1 protein-coding gene is annotated in these 1,071 nt (G+C 61.9%); it reads right to left on the bottom strand.

Annotation, left to right across the window (positions count from 1 at the left end):
- Positions 1 to 45: 45 nt before the first annotated feature.
- The coding region (locus VMP31_RS05355; protein ID WP_325504841.1) for an IS1634 family transposase at positions 46 to 1,071 on the bottom strand (1,026 nt) is incomplete at its 5' end.

Raw genomic sequence — 1,071 nt, 5'->3', positions numbered from 1 at the left:
CGTCACGAAGGCAGCCAGAGAAGGGTTAAGTCCTTCAGAATCAGTTCAGGCAATCGCCGAGTCTACACTACATTTGCGATGGAGTTCGAACCTTGTCGGCAGGCTCAGCCTGAGTTGTCGCAGCAGTTCCTTTTGCTCGGCGGTAGGCTCGGTAATGCGCCGCAGGCGAATCTCGCGTCCGTCGGTGGTCGGCAGCACGATGTCGGCGCTTTGCAAAGTCGACAACAGCGCCAGCGCCTTCATCGCCGACAGCGGCTGCGCATTGGTCACGCCGCTGAGCGGCGGCTGCGGCACGATCGCCGGCCGGTGCTTCAGCCAATGCTTGAGGGTGACCCACAAGCCATATCCCAGGAAAGCCACCAGCACATGCGCTTTGACGCGCGGCTCCAACTGGTGGAACAAGGGCCGGATGGAGAGTTCGCTTTTCAGGGCGCGGAAAGAAGCTTCGGCTTCGGTCAACTGCATGTACTGCGACCAGAGTTCTTCGGCGCTGCCGGCCTGCAGATTCGTGCGTAACAGATAGGCGCCCTCGCGCAATCCGCGCCAGACCTGGCGATCTTTTTTGATGTTCCAGGACAGCCGCACGCCCTCGGGCGTGTCGCGCAGATCCAACTCGAACAAGTCGTTCACCTGGGGATGTCGCGCCTGAATGCGCCCCAGGCGCCGTTCCATTTTGTGGCGGTCTTTGAGGCGCCCGCTCTCGATCGTTTTCGCTAAGCGCTGCAGAGCGGCTTCCATGCTGCTGGAAAATCGCTTCCGGATGGCGGTCTCTTTTTCCTTGCGGCCCGCCGTGCGGCAAAGGATATAGGTCTCCTTGCCTTGCGGGATGGCCACCCGCTTCACTTCGACTCCAGCTCGCACCTGGGTCCAGTCGTCCGCCAGCAGTTCCTGTTCGAACCGCTTCATCTGGCTGCGCGGCGTGCCAACCAGGTACTGACCACCCCGTTTCCGTATCGCCGCCAGGTTCTGCTCGCTCACCACGCCGCGATCGAACACCCAGATCCGCCGCGCCTTGCCATACTTGCGCTCGACCATGCGCAGGATCGTCTCCATCGTCGTCACGTCGGCGCG

The organism is Pseudomonas sp. (assembly GCF_035512415.1).
In the GTDB taxonomy this organism is placed as follows: domain Bacteria; phylum Pseudomonadota; class Gammaproteobacteria; order Pseudomonadales; family Pseudomonadaceae; genus Aquipseudomonas.
This window is presented reverse-complemented; position numbering and strand designations above follow the sequence as displayed.